This window comes from Actinomadura rugatobispora (genome assembly GCF_042656285.1).
Classification (GTDB): domain Bacteria; phylum Actinomycetota; class Actinomycetes; order Streptosporangiales; family Streptosporangiaceae; genus Spirillospora; species Spirillospora rugatobispora.
In genome coordinates, this window is record NZ_JBHSON010000099.1 from 1 (window position 1) to 21,763 (window position 21,763).

General features: G+C 73.6%; 21 protein-coding genes. 4 read left to right on the plus strand and 17 right to left on the minus strand.

From position 1 onward, the window contains the following. The 3 genes from ACFPZN_RS45275 to ACFPZN_RS45285 all read right to left on the minus strand — a co-directional run. Positions 1-1,174: IS200/IS605 family accessory protein TnpB-related protein (locus ACFPZN_RS45275; RefSeq protein WP_378289304.1), on the minus strand; the 1,174-nt coding region annotated here is incomplete at its 3' end. Positions 1,175-1,495: 321 nt separating this feature from the next. After that, positions 1,496-1,696 (minus strand): DUF397 domain-containing protein, encoded by a 201-nt coding sequence (locus ACFPZN_RS45280; RefSeq protein ID WP_378289306.1) that lies wholly within the window; start codon positions 1,694-1,696, stop codon positions 1,496-1,498. A 16-nt stretch (positions 1,697-1,712) separates the two neighbouring features. Next, positions 1,713-2,582 (minus strand): helix-turn-helix domain-containing protein, encoded by an 870-nt coding sequence (locus ACFPZN_RS45285; protein ID WP_378289308.1) that lies wholly within the window; start codon positions 2,580-2,582, stop codon positions 1,713-1,715. 174 nt (positions 2,583-2,756) lie between these two features. On the opposite strand from ACFPZN_RS45285, the gene ACFPZN_RS45290 reads away from it, so the two are divergent. After that, a complete protein-coding gene (locus ACFPZN_RS45290) occupies positions 2,757-3,503 on the plus strand; it encodes an ATP-binding protein (RefSeq protein ID WP_378289310.1) in 747 nt (248 codons plus the stop codon). A gap of 21 nt (positions 3,504-3,524) precedes the next feature. Here ACFPZN_RS45290 and ACFPZN_RS45295 read toward each other — a convergent pair whose 3' ends face one another. From ACFPZN_RS45295 to ACFPZN_RS45340, 10 genes are all read right to left on the minus strand, one after another. Then, on the minus strand, positions 3,525-4,841 hold the full coding sequence (locus ACFPZN_RS45295; protein ID WP_378289312.1) for a hypothetical protein: 1,317 nt from the start codon (positions 4,839-4,841) through the stop codon (positions 3,525-3,527). After that, complete coding sequence (locus ACFPZN_RS45300) at positions 4,828-5,244, minus strand: hypothetical protein (RefSeq protein ID WP_378289314.1); 417 nt, start codon at positions 5,242-5,244, stop codon at positions 4,828-4,830. The genes ACFPZN_RS45295 and ACFPZN_RS45300 overlap by 14 nt, the downstream gene beginning before the upstream one ends. Beyond that, on the minus strand, positions 5,241-6,374 hold the full coding sequence (locus ACFPZN_RS45305; protein ID WP_378289316.1) for a molybdopterin-dependent oxidoreductase: 1,134 nt from the start codon (positions 6,372-6,374) through the stop codon (positions 5,241-5,243). Before ACFPZN_RS45305 ends, ACFPZN_RS45300 begins: the two co-directional genes overlap by 4 nt. Next, the gene (locus ACFPZN_RS45310; RefSeq protein WP_378289318.1) at positions 6,350-6,976 is read right to left on the minus strand and encodes a methyltransferase domain-containing protein; all 627 of its coding nucleotides are present in this window, start codon (positions 6,974-6,976) and stop codon (positions 6,350-6,352) included. The genes ACFPZN_RS45305 and ACFPZN_RS45310 overlap by 25 nt, the downstream gene beginning before the upstream one ends. Beyond that, positions 6,973-7,638 carry a TIGR04282 family arsenosugar biosynthesis glycosyltransferase gene (locus ACFPZN_RS45315; protein ID WP_378289320.1) on the minus strand — a complete coding sequence of 222 codons (666 nt, stop codon included), beginning with the start codon at positions 7,636-7,638 and terminating at the stop codon, positions 6,973-6,975. Before ACFPZN_RS45315 ends, ACFPZN_RS45310 begins: the two co-directional genes overlap by 4 nt. Next, the gene (locus ACFPZN_RS45320) at positions 7,635-8,306 is read right to left on the minus strand and encodes a glycosyltransferase family 2 protein (RefSeq protein ID WP_378289322.1); all 672 of its coding nucleotides are present in this window, start codon (positions 8,304-8,306) and stop codon (positions 7,635-7,637) included. Before ACFPZN_RS45320 ends, ACFPZN_RS45315 begins: the two co-directional genes overlap by 4 nt. Further along, entirely contained in the window at positions 8,303-9,316 is a 1,014-nt protein-coding gene (locus tag ACFPZN_RS45325) for an NAD-dependent epimerase/dehydratase family protein (protein WP_378289324.1), read from the minus strand. The genes ACFPZN_RS45320 and ACFPZN_RS45325 overlap by 4 nt, the downstream gene beginning before the upstream one ends. A gap of 120 nt (positions 9,317-9,436) precedes the next feature. After that, positions 9,437-10,552: a sensor histidine kinase gene (locus ACFPZN_RS45330; protein ID WP_378289326.1), complete on the minus strand. Its 1,116-nt coding sequence runs from the start codon at positions 10,550-10,552 to the stop codon at positions 9,437-9,439. Further along, a complete protein-coding gene (locus ACFPZN_RS45335) occupies positions 10,549-11,271 on the minus strand; it encodes a response regulator transcription factor (RefSeq protein ID WP_464043868.1) in 723 nt (240 codons plus the stop codon). The genes ACFPZN_RS45330 and ACFPZN_RS45335 overlap by 4 nt, the downstream gene beginning before the upstream one ends. 26 nt (positions 11,272-11,297) lie before the next feature. Continuing rightward, on the minus strand, positions 11,298-11,855 hold the full coding sequence (locus ACFPZN_RS45340; protein ID WP_378289328.1) for a helix-turn-helix domain-containing protein: 558 nt from the start codon (positions 11,853-11,855) through the stop codon (positions 11,298-11,300). Positions 11,856-11,917: 62 nt separating this feature from the next. Here ACFPZN_RS45340 and ACFPZN_RS45345 point away from each other — a divergent pair, with 62 nt between their 5' ends. The 3 genes from ACFPZN_RS45345 (at position 11,918) to ACFPZN_RS45355 (ending at position 15,383) form a co-directional block, all read left to right on the plus strand. Beyond that, positions 11,918-12,865, plus strand: a complete 948-nt coding sequence (locus ACFPZN_RS45345) for an alpha/beta hydrolase (protein ID WP_378289330.1) — start codon at positions 11,918-11,920, stop codon at positions 12,863-12,865. 48 nt (positions 12,866-12,913) lie between these two features. Beyond that, on the plus strand, positions 12,914-13,798 hold the full coding sequence (locus ACFPZN_RS45350) for a CPBP family intramembrane glutamic endopeptidase (RefSeq protein ID WP_378289332.1): 885 nt from the start codon (positions 12,914-12,916) through the stop codon (positions 13,796-13,798). A 148-nt stretch (positions 13,799-13,946) separates the two neighbouring features. Continuing rightward, the gene (locus ACFPZN_RS45355; RefSeq protein ID WP_378289334.1) at positions 13,947-15,383 is read left to right on the plus strand and encodes a serine/threonine protein kinase; all 1,437 of its coding nucleotides are present in this window, start codon (positions 13,947-13,949) and stop codon (positions 15,381-15,383) included. Here the strand turns inward: ACFPZN_RS45355 and ACFPZN_RS45360 are convergent. Genes ACFPZN_RS45360 through ACFPZN_RS45375 form a run of 4 tightly spaced genes read right to left on the minus strand, consistent with a single transcriptional unit; the run spans position 15,296 to position 21,506 of the window. After that, positions 15,296-17,563 carry a transglutaminase TgpA family protein gene (locus ACFPZN_RS45360; protein WP_378289336.1) on the minus strand — a complete coding sequence of 756 codons (2,268 nt, stop codon included), beginning with the start codon at positions 17,561-17,563 and terminating at the stop codon, positions 15,296-15,298. The genes ACFPZN_RS45355 and ACFPZN_RS45360 overlap by 88 nt on opposite strands. Next, positions 17,560-18,675 carry a DUF58 domain-containing protein gene (locus ACFPZN_RS45365; protein ID WP_378289338.1) on the minus strand — a complete coding sequence of 372 codons (1,116 nt, stop codon included), beginning with the start codon at positions 18,673-18,675 and terminating at the stop codon, positions 17,560-17,562. The genes ACFPZN_RS45360 and ACFPZN_RS45365 overlap by 4 nt, the downstream gene beginning before the upstream one ends. A gap of 2 nt (positions 18,676-18,677) precedes the next feature. Beyond that, complete coding sequence (locus ACFPZN_RS45370) at positions 18,678-19,682, minus strand: AAA family ATPase (protein WP_378289340.1); 1,005 nt, start codon at positions 19,680-19,682, stop codon at positions 18,678-18,680. Between the two features lie 33 nt (positions 19,683-19,715). After that, positions 19,716-21,506: a YncE family protein gene (locus ACFPZN_RS45375; protein ID WP_378289342.1), complete on the minus strand. Its 1,791-nt coding sequence runs from the start codon at positions 21,504-21,506 to the stop codon at positions 19,716-19,718. Positions 21,507-21,763 lie beyond the last annotated feature (257 nt).

The following is a 21,763-nucleotide window of genomic DNA, read 5'->3' on the forward strand; positions in this document are numbered from 1 at the left end:
CGCACCGCTTGGCCCAGTGCAGCAACCGGCTGATGGCGTGCCGCACCTGGGCGTCGCGGTGGTCTGCGGTGCCGGACAGGTCGTAGCCGAAGCGTTTCGGGTCACCGACAGGGTTGCCGTGCGGATCAAGGCGGTAGGCGGCGAGGTGGTCGGCGTTGGTGTCCACTCCGATCACGCCCCGCGCGCACGCCGCCTGGAGGGGGAGGGTGCGGGCGGGGGTGCGCTGCCAGGACGCGGTGAGGTACCAGCGGTCGCGTTCGGGGTCGTGGTGGATGCGGTAGGCCACGGCACGGTCGGCGGCGATGCGGTCGGCCCACTCGGCTCCCCGGTGCCGGAACGCGACGCGGGCGGTGAGGACGTAGCGGCCGTGCGGAGCGTTGGCCAGATGGGCCAGCAGGGCGGGGAGCTTGAGGGACACTTGCCCGCCGGGGGTGAGGCGGATGGTCTCGTTGCCGTACCGCTTCCCGCTCTCGCCATCGGCGGCCAGGAACAATCGCCGGGCCTCCCAGCGCTGGCGCCACTGCCGCTCGGTGAGCCCGGCGTTCTCGAGTTGGTGGCGGGTGCGGGCGAGTTTCTTGCCGCCGCGGACCACGTGCACGATCCCGGCGTCCCGGTCGGCCCGCTCACGGGTGAGCCGGTCTTTGAGGATGCCCAGGCGGCGGGACTTGTGAAACCACTCGCGCCGGGACCGGTACCCGCCCGGGGCGCGCCTGGTCCCTTCGGCCCCGATCGGCAGGGACAGCCGGTGCTCCAGCGTCCGCACCCCCGCCTCCAGGCCCTGGACGTGGGCGTGCTGGGCGCGGCGGGCCAGGGCCCACTGGTCATGGGTGGCCTTGGTGATCGAACCGGCCCACCGCGCCGACGACACCTGCGTCAGCTCCCGCTTGCGCGCCGCCCACCGATCCGCATCATGGTCCAGGCCGGCGCCGCACCGGACCTTCAGATCCCGCGCGGCCAGCGACCCCAGATGCGCCCCCACCAGCCGCAGCACCCGCTCGTCGGCAGCGGTCAGGCCCTTGAGACGGTCACGCACCGCCACCCCCGACGGGCCCGCCGCCACGAACGGCGCCGCGACCGGACGCACCCCGCCGCCTGGGGGGCGGGTTGTGCGGCCGGGGGCGGCGTGGCGGGGCGCCGTCTCGGCGGCCACACCACCGGAAGCGGTACGCGACATGACGAACACTTTAAGTGACAGTATTCGAACATGCAATCGACTCTCGCTGCTCGGACACTGTGACGGCACGCCGCCATGGGTACGCGCGGGTATTCATGGACACTCCTGGACACTCTCCCGCCGACAGGTCCGAACCCCACCGCGGTGGTGCTCTGAGGATGCCTTTCCGTCGCCTCCCCGCCGGCGGTGCGCTCGATCACCGTGCGGCGATTGAGCGCACCCGGCACCGCTCGTTGGCGGCGGTGCGTCGTCGGGCCTTGAAGGAGGCGACAGCGTGACGGCCCCTGCATCCGCACGGATGCAGGGGCCGCAGACGTTCTGCTAAAGGTCGAACGTTCCTTGCTTGATCTTCGACAGCAGCGTGTTCCAGGCCGCACCGTGCAACACCACACACCCGCCGTCCGGATCCTGGGAATCTCTAACAAGACGACGTGAGCCGATGACACAGGTTTCCACGCAACCATCGGAGCCGCTGTAGCTGCTCTTGCGGAAGACGCCCTGAGCAAGATCGAGATCGGACACTTCGTCCTCCTGGCAATCACTGTCCGGCAAGTCGTTCGAGCATGGCCAGCGACTCCTCAGGACTGAGGGCCATCGCTCCCATCTGCTCGAACGCGAGGGAGTACGTGTGAACCTCCCTCTCGTCCTCAATGTACAGAGCGCTGGTCATGTTCTCGACATACACGACTTCCGGGGTGAAACGCTCAGGGAACCCCATGACCGTGAAGCTGCCGACCACGCCCGGGTGTCCCCCGGCGTGCAACGGCATGACCTGGAACATCACATTGGGCAGTGCAGCCAACTCGATCAGGCGTAGGTACTGGTCACGCATCACGTCGGGGCTGCCAATGACGCGTTTGAGCGCCGTCTCGTCCGTGATCGCCCAGAGTCGGGTCGGCTCCTCGCGCTCCGACCAAGCCTTCTGTCGTGTCATCCGTGTTGCGACTCGTCGCTCGACATCAGACGCGGGCGCGAAGCGCATCAGTACCGATTTGGTCGCATGCATGGCGTAATCAGCGGTCTGCATCAGCCCGTTGATGATTCCCATGCTGTAGGCATTGAGCCACTCGGCTTCGGCCTCAAGACCCATGTAGGTGGTGTAGTCGGCGGGCAGACTGTTCGCATAGGCGTCCCACCAGCCGCGCTGTCGCGCCGAACGAGCGAAGCGGACGAGCGCATCGGATCGCGGGCCGTCGATCTCGTAGACGGCGAGGATCTGCTGAACCTCTGCCGGAGAGACCCGACGCAACGAGTTCTCGATACGAGACAGTTTGGTCTTGCTCCACCCCAACTTCTCGGCGGTTTCTTCGAGCTTGAGAAGTGCGCACGTCTCCCTCAACCTGCGTAGTTCGCTGGCGAGTCGGCGCTCACGGATGGTCGGCGGTCTGGCTGTCATGTGATCGAGCATGCCCGCTCCGTAGTCGGGCTACAAGCGATTTCGCACCTTTGCAAAAAAGATCTTGATGTCATTATCTGAAACCGTTGCGGAGTTCTGTGTCGGCAGCGCACTATGTGAACCCCAAGTCGATACGGACGGTGACTGACTGATCACTTGTCCGCGCGGGATGGAGGTGGCTCCCGGATGGTGATCTCTCACACCCCCAACCTGGCCGCCGGCGGTATGTGCGCCTGGCGGCTTCCTTCCGATGAGAGCGGGCCGGCCGCGGCGCGCTCCCTGCTCCAGCAGGTCATGACCCGGCTCGGGCTGCGGCGGGACGTGATCGAGGACGGCAGGCTCGCGGTCTCCGAGGCCGCGACCAACGCGCTCCGGCACGCGCGGCCGGAGCCGCTCGGCTCCTGCACCCCGCCCGAGCTGTGGATCTGGGCGCGGACGATCCCCGCCCCGCAGCTGGTCGTCTCGGTGTTCGACTGCGCCAGGGGCGCCCTTCCCCGCGCCTCCGGTACCGGGCTGCTCGACGAGCACGGCAAGGGACTGGGGCTGCTCGCCGCGTTCACCGCCGAGTGGAGCACCGCCCCGTCCCGGTCACGCCTGTCCGTGCAGCGCACCCCCGGAAAGACCGTCTGGTTCGCGCTGCCGCTGCCGTCCGACTGGCCGGGGCTGAACCTGGAGGTCCAGCCGGGCACGGCCGCGCAGTGCCTCCTTCTCAACCTCGGCGAACGCGGCTACAGCGGGGCACGAAGCAGCGGTGACGAAGGCGTTTTCGTGGTCGAGCTGCGGGGCCTGAACGTCTGGGTGCTCGGGGGGCAGTTCCGCTGGCAGGCCGAGCCGGGCCGGTGCGTTCGGCGTCCGCTCGTCGATCTCCAGGAGACCGCCGAACTCGTCGTCCGGCACCTGGAGGGGATTCCGAGCGCTTCGCCTACTCCTTGAGGAACTCGCTCCTTCCAGGCGTCACCAATGCGAGTGGACGAGCGCCTGGATCGCCAGGGTCAACCCCGCCTGCGCGGCCAGGAATCTGCGTGCGGGTGGATCGTGCTGGGCCGAGGCGAGGACGACCCACGCCGCGTAGGGCACCCATATGCGTTCCACCTCTCCCCTTGTCACGCCCGACACGTCCAATGCGAGGAGGCCCAGCAGGGCTGCCCCCACAAGCCAGGCCAGGGGACGGCGCTGTGAGAACACCGCCGGCAGGGCGTAGGCCGTCGCAGGGCCGACCAGTAGGCCGAGCACAGCGATGTTGGCGATGACGAAGTAGGCGTAGGAACGTTGCGCCGACCCTCGGCTGATGAGGTAGGTCTCGTGGGTGGCCGCGACACCGTCCGGCCACCAGAAGCCGCCCGTGCTGAAGGCCAGGGGCGCGACCGCGGCACAGCACAGCAGTACGGCGAGGACGCGACGGCCTGGGCGAAGCAGGATCACGACCGCGAGAGGCAGGGCGAACAAGGGCAGCAGGCCGTAACTGAGGTACGGCAGAGTGCCCAGCAGGAGACCGGCTCCTGCGGCTGCGACGAGGCTGCCGCGTTTGGCCGCGATGGCGGTGAGGGCTGTGGCCCAGGCGCCGACACCGAGAAAGAAGGCGTCCATTGCCGTGGCGATCCACAGTGTGAGCGGCGCCAGGACGAGGAAGGGCAGGGCACGCCGGGCGAGTGGCTCACCGGCGACGTGGCGGGCGGTGACGGCGATGCCCATGACGGCGGACGTCCCGGTCGCGACGATGAGTGCGGAGGACCAGCCCGTACCGCGCAGACCGGTCTCCTCCAAGGCCCACAGCACGAGGGTGGGAAGCGGCGGGTGGCCGCGCACGTGGGTGGTGTAGCCGCCGAGTCTCTCGGTGAACGTTCGCAGCCATTCCGCGGGGTCCGCCCGGACGGCGTCGAGTCCCGCGGGGTACTCGGTGGGGGCGTCCAGTGGACGGTGCAGGGCGTCCGGGCCGTCGCTGAGGGCCAGCGCGACCGTCCACACCATGGACGCGGCCCAGGACACCGGCAGCAGAACCCGCCAGGGCAGCCGTCGCGCAAGGGGCGGCAGCATGGCCACGGCGACCCCGCCCAGGCAGGCGGCGGGGACGATCTGCCAGGTGAGCAGGCGGGGTGCGGCGTGCAAGGGGGGCAGTTCGTCCTCGGTGGCGAGCCCAGACCTCCTGAGGATGTCGCCGGCGACGAACGCGCCGGTGATGAGCAGGGCCCATGCCGTGATCGCGATCCGCCCATACAGGTGGGTCCTGCTCTGGGGGTGATGCCGTTGCCGTTCGAGCTCACCGGTCGCCATGGGAACGCCTTCCGCGGATTCCCTGGCACAGGGCGATGCAAGCGGCGAGGGCGAGAACAGCGGCCAGGACGATGAGAAGGTTGCGGCCGTAGGGGAGAGGCAGGATGGACGGGTTGTCCGCGCGCCGCCCCAGGCCCAGCACGAACGGCAACGCCACCAGCGTCACCGTTCCGCCCACCATGAGCGCGCCCTGCACAAGCCGCCGGTAGGAGCGGGGCAGGCGCGTGGTGGCCGCTCCTACGAGGAGCACGCACGGGACCAGGACCGCGTCATGGGCGAGGACCGCTCCCCCGAACCAGACCGCCCAGCCCACGAGATCGACGTCGGATTCCCTGGCAAGGCCCCACAGGCCGGTGGCGATGAGCGCCCCGCCCACCCCGTGACCCAGGATGCGCCTCTTCATACGACCGTCACCTTGGACACCCACTTGGTCTGCATCACCCCGGGGCGGTTCGGCGCGATGAGCCTGCAGGGATGGCCGTGGTCGAGGTCGAGAGGCGCGCCGTTCACCTGGAGCGCGAGCAGGGTGAGAGGGTCGTTCCAATGGGGAGGGTCGACCCAGGACGTTCGGTAGAGGCCGCCGCGCTCCAATGACTCGATCCGTATGCGCGCGTCCTCGGAGACACCTGCCATGTGGAGGAGGTCGCGTAGCCGCACCCCCGTCCAGGTGGCTCCCGCACTCCACCCCTCCACGCACGCGATCGGCAGTCGCGCCGTATGGGACGGGAGCGCATTGAGGTCGTCCAAGGAAAGGGCGAGTTCGCGTTGGACGCGGCCTGTGACGAGAAGCCGGTAATCGGGGTCACGGGCTGCCGTCGTGACGCCCGCGGCGGCCGCCGACTTGTTGACCGGTAGTCCCTGTGGACCGACCCCGCGACGCCTGGGTGCGAGTACCGCGAGCTTGGCGAGGGGCGAGAAGGCTTCGCCGACCGTGGTCAACGTGACGATCCCCCCGGCGGCGGCGACGGTCAGCAGGAAACCGCGGCGTCCCAGGCCGTCCTCCGGACGGGTCATGACCGTGCGCCGTACCTTGGCCCACTCGTTGGTCACGTGCACGACCAGTGCTCCGATGAGGATGTAGGCCGTCCAGTAGTGCGCCGTGGGGAAGAAGAACGGGAACGGATACCAGTAGGCGATGTTGAACAGCCCCGTGACGAGCTGGAACAGAGAGCCCGCGACCAGGACGAACACCAGGATCCGTTCGATCGCGTGCCCGGCGGAGCGCACGGGCGGCCACTGCAGCAGCTTGGGATAGACCGTCCACAGTTTGGCCAGCAGCAGGGGGATCGTCGCGAGTCCGCCGATCACGTGCAGGCCCTGGGTGAACCGGTAGAGGTTCACCGGACGGGAGGGCCACACCATCCAGCCGGGCGGGTGCTGCATGAAGTGGCTGATCAGGCCCGTGACGAACGCCGTGGCGAACGACAGGCCGAGCGCGATGCCGAGCCAGGCCGCCACCCGCTCGTCATGCAGCCGGCTCGTGAAGGCCGCCCGGCCGCGGACCCGGCTCAGCGGCTCAGGGACGCGAACCACCGGCCCGCCTCCTCCCACACCTCGGTGACCTCCGCCCCGTGGGCGGCGGCGAGCCCGATGACGTCGTCGGCCGACACCCACGCCCACGGGAACCATCCGCCGACGATCCGGCCGGTGCGGAGCCGGAGCCGTCCGGCGCGCGAGCGGGTCCCCGGCTCCAGCACCTCCACCAGCACCCGGCCGCGGCCCGGCGCGAGCAGGTCGAAGGCCCTGCCCAGCAGCGCGGACGGGTCGCCGCCGATGCCGATGTTGCCGTCGGCCAGCAGCACGGTCGTCCAGATCCCGGCGCCGGGCACCCGGCCGTACACGTCCCTGACCAGCGCGAGGCCGCCGGCCGCGACGGTGAGCGCGACCGCGGACGGGGCGACGTCGATGCCGAGGGCAAGCAGCCCGCGCTCGGTCAGCGCCACGGTGAGCCGTCCGGGGCCGGAGCCGACGTCCAGCGTGGGGCCGTCGCACCGGTCGAGCAGGCCGGCGTCGCCGGGGCGCAGGGACATCCACTCCCCGACGGGCAGCGGACTGCGGCGGCCCGCGCCGTCCTCGACCTCGACCTCCAGGCCGTCGCGCCGTTCGAGGGCCCGCTCGTACAGCTCCCCGATCATTCCGTGCCCGCCCGGAGAGCCTCCCCGGTACCGGCCTCGCCGTTCCGGACGGCCCGGACGGCGGCGGCGAACCGGCCGTGCGGGGCGAGCGCGGCGACCCTGGCGGCGTCGGCGGCGGTGTCCACGTCGGTGAGGCGGGGCAGTTCGGCCACGGTCAGTCCCGCCGCACGCAGCCGGTCGAGCTGGGCCCGCCCGGTGCCGGGACGCGACATCGGCACGCCGCGCAGCAGCGCGGCGTCGGGACGGGCCAGGCCGAGCAGCCAGAAACCGCCGTCCTCCGCCGGGCCGAACACCGCGCCGCGGTGCTCCAGAGCCCGTCCGGCCCGTTCCAGGAGAGCGGTCGTGACCTGCGGGGTGTCCATGCCGATCAGGACGATGGGCCGCCCCTCGTACGCGTCGTCGAAGGCGTGCGCGAGCCGTTCGTCGAGGCCGTCGCCACGCTGCGGGATCACCCGCACGCCGGGCGGCAGCCACGGCCCGGGGCTGCCCCGCAGCGCGAGGATCCGGGCCCCGGCGGGGGTGCGCGCGACGGTGGCGAGCGTGTCGGCGAGGGCCGCCTCGGCCAGAAGGGCGGCTTCCTCCGCCGTGTATCCGGGGGTCAGCCGCGTCTTGACCCGTCCTGGCACGGGCTCCTTGGCGATGACGACCAGGTCGGCGTTCACGGAGTCACCTCGGCCAGCACGCGGCGCATGTCGCGGACCGCCCGTACGGTCCCGCCGACGGTGCCGGTCACTTTGGAGCGGCCTCGGCGCGGGCGGTACGTCACGTCGACCTCGGTGATCGCCCAGCTGGCGGCGGCGGCCTTCAGGACCATCTCCAGCGGGTAGCCGAAACGGCGATCGGCGAGCGCCAGGTCCAGCAGCCGGGCTCGCCGGACGGCCCGCATGGGGCCGAGGTCGTGGAGGGCCGTTCCGGCCCTCCGGTTGAGGGAACGCGCCAGGACGGCGTTGCCGAGGCGGGCGTGCAACGGCCAGGCGCCCCGTCCTGACGGGCGCCTCCTCCCGAGCACCAGGCCCGGGCCTTGCCCGCACGTCTCCAGAGCCGCCACGACGCGGGGCAGTTCCCGCGGGTCAAGGGAGGCGTCGGCGTCCATGAAGCACACCACGTCCGCCGAGGCCGCCAGCAGGCCGGTATGGCACGCGGCACCGAACCCGCGTTGCGGAGCCTCCACCACGACCGCGCCGTGGCCTCGCGCGATCTCCGCCGAATCGTCGGTGGAGGCGTTGTCGACCACGATGGGCGTGAACCCGGCAGGCATCCGTGACAGCACCCAGGGCAGAGCCTCCGCCTCGTTCAGGCACGGCAGGATGACATCGACGACGTCGTTCACCGGTCGGCGCCCGCTTTCGCGTTGGCGAACTCGGCCATGCCCGAGGCGAAAGGCACGTGTGCCGTGTAACCGAGTTCGTTCCGCGCGCGCTCCGGGGTCGCCACGATGTGGCGCACATCGCCCAGGCGGTAACCACCGGTCACCTGCGGCTCTGGGCCGCCGTACACCTCGGCCAGCGCGTGAGCCATCTCGGCAATGGAACGAGGGGTACCGCTGGCGATGTTGTACGCCCGCGACTCACCCTCGCTCCTGTCTTTGAGCGACTCCAGAGCGAGGACGTTGGCGCGGGCCACATCGCGCACATGGACGAAGTCGCGTCGCTGCCGCCCGTCCTCGTACACCAACGGCGGTTCTCCGCGCTCCAACCGCGAACGGAAGAGCGCCGCCACCCCCGCGTAGGGCGTGTTCAGGGGCATCCGTGGGCCGTACACGTTGTGGTAGCGCAGGGCCGCGACCCTGCCCCCGGTCATGCGCGCCCAGGATGCGGCCAGATGTTCCTGGGCCACCTTGGTGTCGGCGTAGACGTTGCGCGGATCGAGGGCGGCCTCCTCATGGACGAACCCGGGTTCTAGAGGGTTCTCGCACACGGGGCACGCCGGCTCGTAGCGTCCTGCCTGCAGATCCGTCTCCGACCGTGGGCCCGGCCGGACGTTCCCATGGACGTCGCAGGTGTAGGCGCCTTCGCCGTACACGACCATCGACGACGCCAGCACGAGCCCTCGCACCCCCGCACGGGCCATCTCGGCCAGCAACACCGCCGTGCCCTGCACGTTCACACCCGCATAGGCCGGGAGATCGAACACGTCCACGCCGAGGCCGACCATCGCGGCCTGGTGGCAGACCGCGTCCACGCCGCGCAGGCGGCGCGCCACCACCTCGGGGTCCCGTACGTCTCCGGCTTCCTCGCCCGCGCGCAGATCGAGCTCGCGGACCTCGTGCCCAGAGGCCGCGAGGGCCTCGGCGACGTGCGAGCCGATGAATCCGGCCGAACCTGTGAGCAGCACTCGCATGCGACGAACGTAAGGGGGCGGACGTACGGAAACGCGGCCCGAGCCCATCCCGTACGAACCTCGTAAGATTTGCCGCCGACGATTTGACCCGAGGGACGGAGACGGCCGGGCCCGCCGCCGTCAGGGGGCCAGCGGGAGGCGCACGACGAAGCGGCAGCCGGGACCCGCGTTGGCCACGCCGATCTGCCCGGAGTGCGCCTCCACGATGCCGCGCGCGATGGCCAGGCCGAGGCCCGCGCCGCCGCCCGGGGTGCGGGCGCTCTCGCCGCGGAACGCCACGTCGAACACCCGGGGCAGGTCGGTCTCGGGGATGCCGCCGCACCCGTCGGCGACGCTCACGCACGCCATGCCCTCGTCCACCTCGCCGGTGATCTCGACGGTGCCGTCCTCGGGGGTGTGCCGGATCGCGTTCACGATCAGGTTGCGCAGCGCCCGTTCCATCTCACCCGCGTCCACCTCGACGGGGGTGCGGCGCCGGACCTCGCCGCGCAGCCGGACGCCCTTGGCCTTCGCCAGCGCCTCGGTGCCCGTGACGACCTCGGCGACCAGGTCCTGAAGCCCGACCCGCCGCCGCGACAACCGCAGCGCCCCGGCGTGGATGCGCGAGAGCTCGAACAGGTCGTCCACCATCTCCGACAGGCGGTCGGCCTCCACGCGGATGCGGCCGTGGTAGCGCGCCACGGTCTCGGTGTCGGCCACGACGCCGTCCTCCAGCGCCTCGGCCATCGCCCGCAGCCCGGCCAGGGGCGTGCGCAGGTCGTGGCTGACCCAGGCGACGAGGTCGCGGCGGCTGGACTCGAGCGCCCGTTCACGGGCGCGGGCCTCGGCCAGCCGCCGGTAGGCGTCGTCCAGTTCGCGCGCCAGCTCGGCCAGCTCGGCGGGCAGGCGGGCGCCCGGCACCCGGTACGGATCGGCGCGCACGGCCGCGACCAGGACGCGGTTGGCGGCGACCAGGCGGCGGCCCAGCAGCACCGACACCCCGGCGGCGACCGCGCCGGAGGCGGCGACGACGGCGAGCACCACCGACTGGTCGTGGTCGTTCAGCACCATCATGAACGTGATCACGACGATGCCGGAGACGGTCGCCAGCACCGTCGCGACGCCGACCAGGCCGAGCTGGACGGCGATGGACCGGCCGCGCAGCAGGTGGAGGAGCGCCAGCCCGGCCGCGGCGACGCCCAGCGCCGCGACGGCCGCGTACCAGACCACCTGCAGCAGGTCGGACAGGGGGATCACGGCGGCGCCTCCCCTGCGCCGGCGGGCTCGTAGCGGTAGCCGACGCCCCAGACGGTGACGATCCGCCGCGGCGCGGTCGGGTCGTCCTCGATCTTCTCCCGCAGCCGCCGGGTGTGGACGGTGACCGTGGCGGTGTCGCCGAACGACCAGCCCCACACCCGCTCCAGCAGCTCGTCCCGGGTGAACACCCGCCGCGGGTGGCGCATCAGGAACGCCAGCAGGTCGAACTCGCGGGCGGTCAGGCTCAGCGGGGCGCCCCGCAGCTCGGCCCCGTGCGCCAGCGCGTCCACCCTGAGGTCGCCGTCGCGCAGCACCCCGGTACCGGCGGGGACCACCAGGCCGCGGGCCCGGCGCAGCACCGACCGCACCCGGAGGGCCAGCTCCCGGGGACTGAACGGCTTGGTGACGTAGTCGTCGGCGCCGGTCTCCAGACCGACCAGCCGGTCGGTCTCCTCACCGAGCGCGGTCAGCATCACGACCGGCACCGAGGAGGTCTCACGGAGCCTGCGGCACACCTCGAGACCGTTCAGACCGGGCAGCATGAGGTCGAGGACGACCAGGTCGGGCGGGTCCTCCAGAGCCCGCCGCAGAGCATCGCGCCCGTCGGCCACGCACTCGACCCGATGACCGTCGCGCACCAGGTAGCGGGCGACGACCTCGGCGACGGTGGGATCGTCGTCCACCACCAGCACTCGCCCGGTCTCCCCCGACACGATCACCCATGCAGCGTAAGGCAACCGGGCGTTCAAGGTTCGTCGCCCGGGGGGCTCTCGACGTCGGGTTTGTCGGGGACGAAGACGAGGCTGAGGAGGTGGCGGGTGCGGCCGTCGCCGGGGGTGGTCCGGGTGCGGCGGGCGACGGCGGCCTCGATCTCTTCGACCAGCGCGGCGAACTCGTCGGCGGTCACCCATACCGCGCCCTGCCGGTAGAGGACGCCTTCGCGGGCGGGTTCGGCGTCGTCGCGGGAGAGGTAGCGGTCGAAGTCGGCCATCAGGGCCCCGGTGAACACGGCGAACGCCTGCCGGTGGTCCTCCTTGGTCATGGTGGCGCGGGCGTCGGCGTCGACGAGGGCCTCGTCCTGGCGGACGCGGTAGCTGCGTTCGACGGTGCCGCGGACGGGTCGTTCGCGGACCACTTCCAGGATGCCGGCCTGGGTGAGGGTGGCGATGTGCCGGTACATGGTGGCCGGGGGGATGTCGGGCAGCCGTTCGCGCAGCTGGGCGGTGGTCATCTCGTCGGCGCCGACGAGGGTCTGCAGGATGCGCAGCCGGACGGGGTGGAGGAGCAGGTTCGCGGTCGCCATGACTTCATGATCTCATGCCTGATAACGTTCTCAGAGTTGAGAACAAAACGAGAGGCGACGTCTTGCCCGACACCGACATGACGGTCACCGCCGACGACGGGACCCGACTGGCCGGCACCCTGACCCTGCCGGCGGGCCCCGGTCCGCACCCCGCCGTCCTGCTCCTGCACGGCTCAGGGCCCCTGGACCGCGACGGCAACACCCCCAAGCTCCCCGCGAACCTCGGCCCCCCGCTGGCCGCCGCCCTCGCGGAGAAGGGCATCGCCACGCTGCGCTACGACCGGCGCGGCGCGGGCGCCACGCCCGGCCGGTGGCAGGCCACCGGCTTCACCGACAACCGCGAGGACGCCGCCGCCGCCCTGCGCGCCCTGGCCGGGCACCCCGCCGTCCGTGCCGACGCCGTCGGCGTCATCGGCCACAGCGAAGGCGCCCTGCACGCCATGGCCCTCGGCGCGCGCCACGACGTGCGGGCGGTGGTGCTGCTGGCCGGATACGCCCGCCTGGGCGAGGACGCCTTCCGCTGGCAGGCCCGCTCGATCCTCCAGGGCATGCCCGCCCCCGTCCGCCTCCTGCGGCGGCCGCTGCGGGCATTGGGCGGCCGGGTCCTCGCCCGGCTCAAGGAGACCCGGACGGACGTGGCGCGCGTGGCGGGGCTCCCGGTCAACGCCCGCTGGATGCGCGAGATGCTCGTCCACGACACCCGCGACGATCTCACCGCCATCCGGGCTCCCGTCCTGGCCGTCACGGGCGACAAGGACGTCCAGATCGATCCCGCGGACCTGGACGAGATCCAGCGGCTGGTGCCCGGCCCGACCGAGATCCATCGCGTCCCCGGCCTCACCCACGTGCTGCGCCACGACCCGGGGCACCACACCGTGCGCTCCTACCGCCGCCTCCTGCGCGGCCCGGTCGACCCCGACCTCCTGGCGCTCATCGCCACCTGGCTCACCCGCCGACTGGACGCGACTCCCGGGGAGAGGCCCGCCGAGGAGAGAACGACCTCTTCCTGACCCCCGCCTGCACGCACGCAAGACAGTGGACACCGACAGAGGGAACCCATGACCGCTTCACACGCACGCCCCGCCGCCCCCGGCCGGTACCGGAACGACCTGGTCCTGTTCATGGCCATCGCCTTCGCCCTGAGCTGGGCGTCCTGGGCCGTGGCGATCGGGATCGGCGGATCCTCGACCAAGCCTCCCACGCTCGCGTTCCACGTGTTCGGCGCCTTCGGCCCTCTGATCGCCGCCCTGGTGATCCGGATCCGCCGCGCCCGCCGCGGCGAGCCCGTCCCCGAACACGCGGTCCGGTTCCGGCCGGCGGCCCTGGGCTGGACGCCGCTGCTGCTGGCGCTGGCCTCGGCGCTCGTCCTGGGGGCCGCGTTCGTGGCGCACGCGGCGGGCGGCCCCGCGCCGAGCCTGGAGGACGCGAAGGACGTGATGACGACCTACCCGGGCGGCCCCGTGGCGTTCCTCGTCAACATCCTGGTCGCCGGCCCGCTGGCCGAGGAGCCGGGCTGGCGCGGCACCGCCTACCCGAGGATGCGCGCCTCGCTGAACCGCTTCCAGGTCAGCCTGATCCTGGGCGTCATCTGGGCCGTGTGGCACATGCCGCTGTTCTTCATCGACGGGACCGTCCAGAACCAGCTGGGCGTGACGAGCCCCAGCGGCGTGCTCTTCGCCGTCAGCGCCGTCCCGATGGCCATGCTGGTCTGCTACGCCTACGAGCGCGCCGGTGTCCTCGCCGCGGTCGCGGTGCACTTCGCGACCAACCTGACGATGGTCCTGCTGAGCGTCCAGGCGCCCGTCACGCAGGCCATCGTCATGGGCGTCCAGCTGATCGCCGCGGTGGTCCTCCTGGCCACCGTCCGCCCGGCGGGCAGGCCCGTCGCGGACGGCCCGAGCCTTCCCGCCATCCCGGCGAACCGCGGCGCGCACGTCCGCTGACGGTGAACGCGCGGTGGACGTCCGTCGCCCGGACGGTGACGGAAGGCCGAATGATCACGTTCGTGCCGCCCGGCGTCTCGTGCGGCTCCGGCCGCGCCTGCACACTGGACGGTGGCCTGCCGAGCGGTACCAAGGGGAGGGCGCCGCCATGTCCGGCGACGGGGACGCACCGAGCCTTTTGCCCGGGTACCGCGAGCTGTCGGTGATCCGCCGCAGCGCGGGCGCGGTCACCTACCGGGCCGTCCACGAGGAGTCCGGGGACGCGGTCACGGTGCGGGTGCAGCGCGACGGCGGGCAGATCCCGCAGGACGACCTCGACGCGCTCGGCCGCGCGTCCCGCGACGAGCGCGCCCTCACGGTGCTCGGCACCGGCATGACCACGACCGGGCGCCGGTACGTGACGCTGCCGCACCATGACGGGACCACCTACTCGGGCGGGGGACCCATGCCCGTCCGGCAGGCGGTCGAGGTGGCCGCCGCGGCCGGAAGGGCGTTGCAGGCCCTTCACGACGAAGGGCTCGTCCACGGCGATGTGCATCCGGGCAACATCCTCCGGGGCGTCGACGGCCCGCTGCTGACGGGCGCGGCGACTCTGCGCGGGCTCGCCGCCCATTCCGCCCTCGGAGTGCTGGACCCGGTCGACCTGGACCGCGTCGACGCCGCGCACGCCGCCCCGGAAGCGCTGCGGCGGCAGCGGCTTACGGCGGCGGCCGACGTGTACGGCCTCGGCGCGGCCCTGTGGACGCTGCTGGCCGGGCGTCCGCCCTACACGGGCGACGACCTGTGGACGATCCGGAAGAGCGCCCTGAACCAGCCGGTGCCGCCGCTGCCTCGCGACGACGTGCCCGGCTGGCTGGTGAGCGCGCTGGGCACCGCGACGGCGCCCGAACCCGGCGACCGCTTCCCGTCGGCGGCGGCGTTCGTCCGGACGCTGGCCGACGGCCTGGGCGAACTCCCGGCGCCCGCCGAACCGCCGCGCCCGGTGCCACCGCCTCCGGGGCCGTCCCGTGACTGGGACCGGCTTCCCGGCTGGTCGTGGGGCGAGGACGGCATCGGCGGCGACGACGGCCACCGCGCGGCCGAGCCCGCGCCGGAAGCGACCGAACGCAGGCGAGGGCCGCTAGGAGGGCCGTCACGTCCGCGCCGCCGCGTCGGCCCGGTGGTCGCGGCGGTGGTCGCGCTCGCGGTCGTGGGGGCCGGGATCGGCGTGACCGGCCTGCTTTCCGGCGGGCGGACGGCCGAGGAGCCGCCCCGGGCGGCGCCGTCGGTGCCGACCTCCACGCCGACCGCGGTCCGTCCGGCCAAGGAGTACCTGCCCGGACGGGTGCGGATCGTCGACGGCCGGGTGTCGATCGAGGTGTCCTGGGAGGACCGCAGCGGGGGCAGGGCGGCCCACTACGTGGTGGGCGGCCCTGAGGGCCGTCCGGCGTCCACGCTGGCGAGCGCCCCGGCCGGGACGGAGAAGGTCGTGGTCACCGCGCTGAATCCGAGCGTGGACTACTGCCTGACCGTGGTCGCGGTCGTGGACGTCGACCGCGTGGCCCACGCCGAGCCCGTCTGCACCCGCCGGGTCAAGCGGGGCTGAGCCGGCCACCGCAGCGGGCGCGGGTCCCACCACCACGACGCCCGCCGCCACCACGGCAGCGATCTGCGCAGCGCGCCGATCAGAGAACGCGCCGACGCGACCGCGAACGAGGCGTCGGCCGCCGTGACCGGGCCGCCGAAGCCCGCCGCGTTCACGATCCCGGCCATCCGCCTGAGCCGTGGCGCGTCCGTGCCCGGAAGGGAGCGCTCAAGGTGGCCCGCCACCTCGGAGGCGGTCGCGGCGGCTGAGGCCGGGACACCGGCGAGACGCATCGCGACCAGCACTTCCGTCCAGGCGGTCAGGGCCTGCCGAGCGTGGCCTTTCACCCGGCGCATCCGCCGGAGCCGCCGCCACCGCAGCAACGGTACGACGACGAGGTACAGCGCAAGAACGGCTGCGGCGGCGCCTCCCACGACCGGCCACACGGACGATCCCGGACGGGTGCCGGTCGCCGCAGCACGAGGCGGTGTCAGGGTCTGCACGCCGCCGCGCGGGCCCGTCCCGCCGGAAGCGCCCTCATCGCCCCCTGGACGGGCGGCCGCCGCCGAGCGCACGCGCGGGTTGTGGTCGTACGACACCCACCCGAGACCCTCGTAGTAGATCTCTCCCCAGGCCACGGCGTCCCCGGTGCGGACCACGCGCCCGCCGTCGCCCCCGGTGCCCGGCCCGAACCCGACCATGATCCGGCTCGGCAGCCCGGCGGCCCTCGCCAGGACCGCGAACGCGCTGGCGAACTGCTCGGACGTCCCGCCGCCGCCCTTGCGTCCCGGCTCCACGAGGAACTCGTTCAGGTCGGCGTAGCCGTGCCCGCCGCGTGCCGCGGACCCGAAGGTGTAGCTCTCGCGGAGGTATTCGGCCAGGCGGGAGGCGCGCTGGTGCGGGGTGCCGTCCCCGGCGGCCTTGCGGGCGATGTCGGCCAGCCGCGCGGGCGCGCCCTGCGGCAGCCGCACGTACCGCTCGAAACCGGGACCGAGCGCGGGCGTCGCCCGAGAGGCTTCACCGCCAGACCAGTCGGGGACGGAACCCGCCGCGCGGTACGTCCTGCCCGTCATGGGGCCGGCCGAGGACAGGGCCGTGCCGGAGACCTCGTCGTAGCCGAAGTCGAGCCCGTCGATGCGGGTGGGCGTCCCAGGGACGGGCACCCAGTCACCGGGCAGGTCTCCGACAGAGACCTCCACCGACGTGCGCGTCGCACGCGGCGGCCGCACCTTGGCGGACGGCACCGAAGGCCCCGACGGCCGGTACGAACTGTCCGGCAGCCAGGTCGGCCCGGTGAACTCCGCGAGCGCCACCCACCGAAGGCTGGTGCGCGGCCCCCGCACCGTCATGAGGGGACGGTCCGGATCGGCCGCCCACGCCGACAGGTACGCCAGCGGATTGCGCACCTCGCGCGGCTCCTCCGGGGAGTCCACGACGGTGCGCGGGTCGGCCGCCCGTACCGGCCAAGCGTTCAGGACGCCGGGCGCCGCCACGACCACGGCGAGCACGGGAGCGACCACCGCGCAGGCCAGCGCAGCCCCCGCTGCACCACGGCGCGTCCGGAACCCGCCGGGGGCGGGCTTGGGGCCGTCCGCGAGCACCCGGACCGTGATCCCCGCCGCCGTGGCGGAGGAACGCTCCGGCGGCGACAAGACGAGCAGCACCACCCCGGCGAGGGCGAGCAGCGCCGCCGACCAGTAGCCGGGGCCGTCCGCGTCCGGGTTGAGCGCCGCCGCTCCCGCCAGCAGCAGCGTTCCCGGCAGCAGCGCGGGCAGACCGCGTCCGTCTCGGCGCAGCGCCGTGCCGGTCGCGCCCGCCAGCCACACCGCCAGCAGCGGGAACGCGACCAGGTCCACGGTCATCGGTGCCTGGGAGGCGGTGGTGAGGATCCGGGCGCCCGAATGCAGGACGGCGTCCAGCGCGCCGGGCACCGGCTCCCGCACCGGCCCCGGCCGGAAGGCGGCCAGCGCGACCAGCCCGGCGAACGCCACGGGCAGCCCGGCCGGAAGCGCGACGGCGGGACCGAACCTCGGCAGCGCCCGATACGTCCCGGCGGTCACCGCGACCGCGGTCACGGCGGCGGCGAGCAGCACCGCCCCCACCGGTCGCGGGCTGTCGTAACCGGCCGCCAGCAGCGGGACCGCGGCGCCGGAGGCCGCCACGATCGCGAGCGCCTCCACCAGGGCGCGGACGCGGCTCATCGCGCCCACCACCGCGTCCGGTTCCAGCGTTCGGTGAACGCCGCCGCGTCGGGCGCTTCCAGGAGTCTCACGCCACGCGGGGGCTCCACGCCGCTCGCCGTTCCGAGCACGCCCACCAGCGAGAGCGCCGTGCGCCCGGTCAGGGCCGCGAGCGCGGTAGGTACGTCCTCCTCCGCCGCGCCCGGGAGCAGCACGACCACCCGGCCCGACCCGGTGCGCAGCCGCCCGCACGCCGCCGCGAAGTCGGCGCCGGGCAGGGCCCCGGCCTCCGCCAGCAGGTCCAGGTGCGCGGTCCGGCTCGCCGTCGCGGGCGACAGGGCGCCGGAGGCCAGCCGCAGCTCGACCGGGACGGCGGGGTGGTGCTCCACGATCGAGGCCGCGACCTCGGCCAGCTCGTCCAGCTCGGCGGGGCCGTGACGGTCGTCCACCAGCACGGTCACGCCCGCCTGGACGGCGTCGGCCTGCTCGCGCACCACCAGCCGCCCCCGGCGCGCCGAGGTCCGCCAGTGCACCTGGCGGACGTCGTCGCCCGGCGCGTGATCGCGCAACCCCGCGAAGGCCCCCTCGCTCGCCCGGGTCGCCGCCGTCGAGGTGTCCCGCCCGCCCGTGCCGCCCGCGGGCACGGCGGCGAGCGGATGGTGACGCGGATGGACCAGCACCCGGACCGGCACGTCGTCGGCGGGGCAGGACGTCCGCGCCAGCCCCAGCGGATCGGTCCGGACGAGGCGCAGCGGGCCCGCCTTCACGACCCCGCGCCGCCCGGCCGCCACCTCGTACCGCATCCGGGCGCGGGCCGTCCCCAGCGAGATCACCGCCTCGCCGTCGGGCCCCGCCACCCGCTCGACCACCTCGGACGGCCGCGGGCGGTCCAGCGCCAAGGTGATCGTCACGGGTTCGCCCGCCCGGGCGCGCACGGCCGGGCACCGCCGCCGCACGTCCACCGGACGGGACCGGCCGGCCAGCAGCAGCCCCGCCGCGACGGCGGGAAGGGCCAGCGCCCCCAGGACGGCCGGCGCCAGATACCCGAACCCGAGACCGCCGCCGCACAGGCCGGCGCCGGCGGCGAGCAGCCCCCAGCCGCGGGCGGTGGGGCGGGGCGACCCGGCGGCCACCGCTAGCGCGGGTTCTCGTGCGGGCCCGGAGCCGGGACCTCGCCCAGTACGCCGTCCAGCAGCTCGGCGGCCTCGTCGGCGGTGGCCAGGCCCGACAGCGGCACCAGCCGGTGCCCCCACACAGGAGTCACCAGCGCCTTGACGTCGTCGGGCGTGACGAACGGGCGGCCGTCGGCCAGGGCGTGCATCCGCGCGACGCGGCACAGCGCGATGGTCGCCCGCATCGAGACCCCGGCGCGCAGCCTCGGATGGCGGCGGGTGCGCTGGGCGAGCCGCAGCACGTACTCGTAGACCGGCTCGGCGAACGTGACCCGGCCTGCGATCAGCCCCAGCCGCGACGCCTGCTCGCCGTCCAGCACCGGACTCAGGTCGCCGGGGGCGGTCAGGGACGAACCGCGCATCAGCGACAGCTCGGCCTCCTCGCCCGGGTAGCCGAGCGACAGCCGCATCAGGAACCGGTCGAGCTGCGCCTCGGGGAGCGGGAAGGTGCCCTCCATCTCGACCGGGTTCTGCGTCGCCACCACCAGGAAGGGACGGGGCACCGGATGCGCCGTGCCGTCCACGGTGACCTGCTCCTCCTGCATCACCTCCAGCAGCGCCGACTGCGTCTTGGGCGAGGTCCGGTTGACCTCGTCCACGATGACGACGTTGGCGAAGACCGGGCCGGGGTGGAACTCGAACTCCCGGCTGCGCTCGTTGAAGATCGTCACCCCGGTGATGTCGGACGGCAGCAGGTCGGGCGTGCACTGGACGCGCCGGGACGTGCCGCCGGTGACCGCCGCCAGAGCCCGTGCCAGGGTCGTCTTGCCCATGCCCGGCAGGTCCTCCAGCAGGACGTGCCCGCCGGTCGCGAACGCCGTCAGGACCAGCCGCACCGTCGCGGGCGCGCAGCGGGCCGCCGACTCGATGGCCGCCGCCATCCGGTCGAAGGCGTCGGCCGCCAGCACCGCCTCCTCCTCGGTCACGGTGCCTGCCGGGGTGGGGGACACGGCCGTGGGGGCGCTCACCCTTCTCCTCTCGATCGTGCGCGTCGGAGCGGATCAGCCACAGTTGGCCCAGCCCGCGGAGGCGCTGCCGCCGTTCGCGCCGCCCGAGTACCGGACGCAGTCGCCGGGCGCGTTCACGTACACCGGCCCGGCGTAGTACTTGAAGGAACCGCTGTCGGAGACGACCTTCGCGCCCCGCTGGCTCTCCAGCCGAACCCACGCCGGGGTCGCCGTGCCGATGCTGGAGGTCTTCATGGCGACCGCGCAGTTGTTCTTGGTGGCGGCGCTGTAGAGCTGGTAGACGTGCCCGCCCGCGAACGACGAGGACCGCTGCACCTTGTAGCCGCTGCCGCAGACCTGCTGCGGCGTGTACGGGTTGGTCGCCGGAGGCGGCGGAGGCGGAGGGGGAGGCGGCGGTGCCGGATTCGGGTTCGTCGGCGTCGACGAGCGAGGCCGCTCCGTGGACGGCTTCCCCTCCGGCGACGGCGAAGCGGACCGCTCCCGCGGCGCGGCCTTCGGGCTCGGCTCCCCGGACGGCTTGGGCGACGGCCGCTCCTCGGGCTCTGCCGACGGTCTGGAGGACGGCTCGTCCTCCGGGACGCGCGGGCGCAGATCGACGACGGGCCTCCGCGTGTCCACCGGCTCGGGGAAGTTCGGCACCGCGGGCGGCGCCGCCACCTGCGGCGGTGGCGCCCCGGGCCGCGTGACACCGGGACCGTCGCCGCCCGGCCCGGTGCCGAGCCCGTCCTTGCCGACCGGACGGGCCTGGCCGTCCGAGCCCACGACCTGCGCGTCCCTGCCGCCCGGCGCGTTGACGAACAGGCTGCCCTCACGCACCTGGAGCTCGATGTCGCCGCGCCCGGACGGCATCGTCAGCACGCCCGTCTGCGGCCCGGACGGGTCGTGCACCCGCACCTGGCCGGTCTCCCGCACGGGCACGTACACCTTGCCCGAGAACGGCACCGCGGGCTCCTGCACGGGGTCGCTCAACCGGAACGAGCGGATCGGACCGCCCTTGCGCACGTCCGCGACGGTGACCACGGCCCCGGCGGCGGGCACGGTCACCGCGGCCAGCGCGCCATGGGTGCGCTCCGGCATGATCGCGCCCGCCAGGGCCACCGGCGCGGTCAGCCGGCGGGTCGCCTCGCCGCTCGCCACCACCAGGTCCCGGCCGCCGCGGTCGGCCACCAGGGCGCCCTGGTCCAGGACGGTGACCGCCAGGTCCCGGCCCGGTTCGGCGACCTCGACGGTGCGGACCGCCTTCGGACCCCGCTCGGTGATCTTCAACCCGGTGACGGTGCCCTGCTGCGGCAGCGCCACCCACAGCACGCCGGAGCCGTCGAACGCGCCGCCGACCAGAGGCCCCGGCAGCCGCAGCACCGCCCCGGTCGGCCGCAGCGTGGCCGGGTCGACGGCGCGGACCTCCCCGCCGGTCCGTTCGATCACGGCGGCGGCGCCGTTCCCCATCGCCAGGTGCGGGTCGCCGCGCAGGCCGACGTCGGCCTGCCCGGACAGCCCCAGGGCGCTGAGGTCCAGCGACGACACCCGGCCGGTGTCCAGGTCGTGGATCAGCAGGTGCCGGTCGTTCTGCGTGACCCGCACCCGGTGACCGCCCGATCCGGGGACCTGGAGGGTGCGCTCGACCTGCCCGGTCTGCGCGCTGACCTTGCTCACCGTCCCGCCGGGCCGGCTCCACAGCCAGGCGCTGCCGTCCGAGGCCGCGGTGGCGTGCCCGATCCGGCCGCCGCCGAGCAGGCTGGCCAGCAGCGCCAGGGTGATCACCGTGGCGGTGGCCCAGCCGCCGATCCGCGCCCGGACCGGCACCCCGGTCCCTTGCTGCCGCACTGACACGTTCTCTCTCTCGCTACCCGGACGGCCGGGACAAGGCGGCGACCCCGTCGCGCAGTTGCTGCTCCCGGTTCAGCTCCTGCTGCCGCTGGAACGCGGCGGCCAGGGTGAGCGCGCCGATGACGACGGACACGACGACCACCCCGGCCACCACGGCGGGCCAGATCCGCTGGCGGCGGCGCCAGCTGCGGCCCGACCCGTACAGCAGCGCGCCGTTCAGCTGGCGGCGGCGCAGCGCGTCGGCCTGCAGGACG